The sequence below is a fragment of the Ilumatobacter sp. genome (assembly GCF_041688325.1).
In the GTDB taxonomy this organism is placed as follows: domain Bacteria; phylum Actinomycetota; class Acidimicrobiia; order Acidimicrobiales; family Ilumatobacteraceae; genus Ilumatobacter_A.
Genome location: NZ_JBDNIJ010000204.1, coordinates 1 through 4,600 on the forward strand (window position 1 = coordinate 1; position 4,600 = coordinate 4,600).

The 4,600-nt window shown below is 62.0% G+C and carries 4 protein-coding genes; 2 read left to right on the forward strand and 2 right to left on the reverse strand.

Annotated elements, in window-relative coordinates:
• The first annotated feature begins 108 nt into the window (after positions 1-108).
• Positions 109-534: an SCP2 sterol-binding domain-containing protein gene (locus ACH2EI_RS12105; protein WP_395153103.1), complete on the forward strand. Its 426-nt coding sequence runs from the start codon at positions 109-111 to the stop codon at positions 532-534.
• Positions 535-556: 22 nt separating this feature from the next.
• Here ACH2EI_RS12105 and ACH2EI_RS12110 read toward each other — a convergent pair whose 3' ends face one another.
• Together ACH2EI_RS12110 and ACH2EI_RS12115 are read right to left on the reverse strand one after the other, a co-directional pair.
• Entirely contained in the window at positions 557-1,456 is a 900-nt protein-coding gene (locus tag ACH2EI_RS12110; RefSeq protein WP_395153102.1) for an SDR family oxidoreductase, read from the reverse strand.
• 173 nt (positions 1,457-1,629) lie between these two features.
• A complete protein-coding gene (locus tag ACH2EI_RS12115; protein WP_395153101.1) occupies positions 1,630-3,909 on the reverse strand; it encodes a PASTA domain-containing protein in 2,280 nt (759 codons plus the stop codon).
• A gap of 100 nt (positions 3,910-4,009) precedes the next feature.
• On the opposite strand from ACH2EI_RS12115, the gene ACH2EI_RS12120 reads away from it, so the two are divergent.
• On the forward strand, positions 4,010-4,561 hold the full coding sequence (locus ACH2EI_RS12120; RefSeq protein ID WP_395153100.1) for a hypothetical protein: 552 nt from the start codon (positions 4,010-4,012) through the stop codon (positions 4,559-4,561).
• Positions 4,562-4,600: the final 39 nt, after the last annotated feature.

Below are 4,600 nucleotides of genomic sequence, written 5' to 3' on the forward strand. Positions count from 1 at the left end.
CTGCAGCCATGACCAAAATCACTCGTCGCATCACTGTCGCAGTATGGCGCATTTGGCCTGTCGTCCTGCGTTTCTCCCTGCGCGCAGGTCACAGGTATCGTGTTGTCTATGACCCATGCGTTCTTGAGCGAAGACTGGATGACGGCGGCACGAGCGATTCGTGAGAAGTACGCCGATGAGGTCCCCGAGGTGACCGTCAGCATCAAGATCAACCTGTCGATCATCGAGGTGCCCTTCGGCGACGGCCAGGTCGATGCGTACTTCGATACCTCGACCGGTGCGCTGCAGCTTGAGCTCGGCGCACTCGACGAGCCCGACGCCACCGTCAGCACCGACTACGCAACCGCCCTGGCGTTGTTCGTCGAGCAGAATCAGACCGTTGCCATGCAGGCCTTCATGGCCGGAAAAATCAAGGTCCAAGGCGACATGATGAAGATGATGGCGATGCAAACCGCCATCCCGGCGAACGACTTCTCCGAGAAGATCACTCAGGAAATCGCCAACATCACTGATCCAGCCCCCGCAGCCGAATAGCGGCTGCCGCCGAAGTCGGCTGTCAGTTCATATCGGCAACGACGGGCGGTGTCTGCGCCATCGGTGCCATCGCGTCGGCCAGTTCCTCGACAGTCCAGGCGCCGGACTTCTCGATCCGGTCAGCCATCTCCCACGACTTCACACGCTTCACGACTCCGCCTTTCACGTAGAAGGTCTCCCCGGTGAATGGGCAACTTTCCGTGCTCAGGTAGGCCACCAGGGGCGAGACGTTCGCCGGGTTCCAGTTGTCGAAACCAGCCTCCGGTGCCGCCATGATGTCCTCGAGGCCCGGTGTTGCCAGCGTGAGGCGAGTACGTGCCCCCGGTGCAATGCAGTTACTGACGACGTCGTAGCGCTGCAGCTCTTTCGCAGCGATCTGGCTCATCGTGGCAATACCCGACTTGGCAGCGCCGTAATTGGCTTGCCCGGGGTTGGAGAACAGCCCTGACGTGCTCGATGTGTGGACCAAGTTGCGACGCTTGCCACGCCCGGCCTTGTGCTCGTCGCGCCAGTAGGCAGCGGCGTGGCGGGTTGGCGCGAAATGCCCTTTGAGGTGGACCGCAATCACGGAGTCCCACTCTTGTTCAGTCATGTTGGCCAGCGTGCGATCACGCAAGATGCCAGCGTTGTTGACAACGACGTCCAGATCGCCGAAGACTTCGATTGCTGATGCGACCATCTGCTCGGCGCCCGACCAGCTCGACACGTCGTCGGTGTTCGCAATCGCTTGACCGCCAAGTGCTCGAACTTCGGCTGCAACTTCCTCGGCAGGCGTCGTGTCGCCGCCCGACCCATCGTTTGCACCACCGTGATCATTGACGATGAGGTGGGCGCCCTCTTGGGCGAAGAACAGCGCATGTTCTCGCCCGATCCCACGACCAGCACCAGTAACGATCACCACACGTCCGTCGAGCGAAGTCATTGAATCTCCCACTGTCTTTTGGCCCGGCACCAACGCCGGACAACACCAGCGAATCTAGTGATTCTGGCCCCAATGAGACGAAACGGTACCCCGCAGCAAATCGACCACTTCACCTGCAGAGCGCGCCGATTGGAGCGGCATCGGCCGTACTTGGTGCGGGGTGTTCGCTTGGCCTACAGGAAAATCAGATCGACCGCGGTGCCCCGCGGGTACAGGTCACCAACAGGCTCAACCGAGATGCTGATCGACTCAAATGCGCCTTCGGTCGTCCCGAGCAAGCTGCCGATGGTGAATCCTGCGTCGAGGAGTGCGTTCTGTGCAACGGTGAACGACAGGCCTTCCAATTCGGGCAGTGCAATGAGGTCAAGACCCTTCGAGCGCACCACGGCGAACGATCCATCACGAGGCAATTCACTGTCGGCTGCTGCGTCTTGGCTGACAATGATGCCGACGGGTACGTCGTTGCTGAACACGTCCTCTCCAGCCACCACGCTGAGCTGGACCGCCGCTGCTGCAACCTGTGCGTCTTCCAGCGTCAAGCCAACGACATTCGGTACAGCGCGCGGTGCCGGACCTTTTGATGTCGTGAGCGCAATGCTCGTGCCAGGCAGTACCTGGTCACCGGCGAGACTCGTTCCGGCGCCAACGACCCGCCATCCCAGCACCGTACCGATGGCGCGTGTTTCGTCGAAGACCTCAGTATCGGCAAAGCTCGTGAGCTGAATTGATTCAAGCAGCGCCTGGGCGTCAGCGATCGACAGTTCGGCGAGCTCAGGGAGCACGCGGAAGAGCGGCCCTTCACTGACGTAGATGCGGAATTCGTCACCTTCTTCCAAGACCGCGCCCGCTGCGGGGAACGTTCGAATCACTTGGCCCGCATCGGGCTCTTCATCGCTGCGCTCAAGCTCAGTAAAGACCAGCCAGTCGTTGCCAGCAATCTCGTTCAGCGCGACCGCTTCATCAACACCAGAGAGTTCGGGAACTTCGAAGGACTTGGTTCGGAGAAGAAAGAACGACGCGAAGGCAACCGCCGCGAGCCCGGCGAGGATGAACAGCGACAACGTCACGATGGCACCAACTCGCCGTCTCGGCCGCTCGTCGTCGTACAGGGTTGCTGCCGCCGGAGCGCCTGCAAACTGAGTAATCGGCATCTGTTCGGTGGCCGGCGTGACCCGCGTGTTCGCAGCGATCTGCGCCGCTGCATCGGCAACCGACGCTGCGCGGTCGAACCCACTCTCAACTGAAACGGCTGGAAGGTCAGCAATGTCAGGCAGAATGATCAACGCGTCATCGGCAGTCAGATGGTCCGTTTGCGATAGTGCAGCGACCGCGAGAGCAGCAGCGAGAGCAGCAGCATCAGCAGCAGCCACCGATCCACCTGCGTCGTCATCGCCCACGCCGATGTCGGTGTCGGTGTCGGTGTCGGTGTCGGTGTCGGTGTCGGTGTCGGTGTCGGTGTCGTCGAGCTGCGCCAAAGCAGGGCGTTCAATTCCGCCCGTCGGATCGGTCGGCCGGCGCATTTTGGACGTGTCGAAGAGTGTGGCCGCGACGATCGGAATCGGCTCGGGCCGGGGCAGCGTCTCGGCAGCCGCGACCAGGCCCCGACCAAATTCGACTGCCGAGAAACGATCATCTGCTTCGGGACGCCCCGCACGTTCGAGCACTGCGGCGAGCGAGCCGAGGTCGGCGGACACCGGCATCAGCTTGCCAACTCGGGCGGCCAGCGTCGCCACTGTTGAATCGCCCGAGAACGGAACTGCACCGGTCACGGCTTCGAGGAGCGACAGGGCGAGTGAGTACACATCAGTTTTCGGACCAACGTCGACGCGGAGTGCCTGCTCAGGCGAGGCGTAACGAGCAACGTGCGTTGCGACCGTGGCCGGTTCGTCCCAGGCGCTGCGCCCGATCAGCTCTGCCAGACCAAAGTCGACGATTCGGACGCGGCGGTCTTCGCCGAACACCAGCTTCGATGGGGTCACCTCGGTGTGGGCAATCCCGCGCTGGTGCCCTGCGTCAAGTGCTCGGCAGGCTTCGAGGCCGACCACAAGCGCCTGCGACGGCTCGAGGAGCCGACCTCGGTCGAACAGATCACGCAGGCTGCCACCGCTCAGATACTCGACTACCCAGAAGAGCGCCGATTCGCCATCGATATCGACGTCGCCCCAATCGAGGACCTGGGCGATGTTCGGATGACTCAGTGCAGTGGCGAGTTCGGCCTGCTTGCGGAAATCTCGGCGGAATTCTTCGGAGCCTGCTAGTTCTGGGCGCACGATCTTGAAGGTGACAGGCTGATTGGCTTCGCTGTCGAACGCGTTCGCGATAATCGTGTTCGCTCCAGCCGAGACGACCTCGGCAATGCGGTACCGGTCTGCGAGCACGCGGCCCACGAGGACGCCACCTGTCAGCCCGCTGTTGTCGACAGCCTCATTTGCATCGAAATCGTTGCCAGCCATAGCGGGCAAAATCTACCGCTTCAGCTTGACCGAGTGGCGCCAGGCACCTTGCACCAGCTGTCACCGCCGTCTGGGCGCTTTGGTCCGGCATACTGACGAGGTGACCGACATCGACACAACCGATGCTGCTCAGGCCGACGATCTACCGCCGACCAGCGAGATCGAGCAGGCGAGCGCGGCGCCGCGGCGTCGGCGCCCTGACCGGGGCCTGCTGATCGCAAGCTTTGTTATCGCAGCTGGCTTTGCGCTCATTGTTTGGGGGTTCTTCACCGCAATCACCGGCGACGAAGGTATCGAGCGGCCTCTCGCCATCGAATCGATCTCACCCGTCGAGAACGCCGTGCAGGTCCTGCAGCAGGAGCGCATCGCTGTCGACTTCGAGTTCGGCTACGAAGCGGTGCTCATCGTCGACGACATCGAGCTCGAAACAACGAATATCGGACGGCTCGAAGCCCAACCTGGCGAGCAGCTCGCGTTGCCACCGACAGCCATCTTTGACCCCGGCAACGCAGTGATCTCGTTCGTCCCGAACGAGAATGCGGCGATCACCAAGTTGACGCAAGGTCGCCACACGGTCCGCGTCGTGTATTGGCGGCTCGACGAGGGTCGAGAGAACGCCAAGTCGTACAGCTGGACCTTCGTCGTCGTTTGACCTATTCCGACTCGCGCTCCGACTCGCGCTCCGACTCGC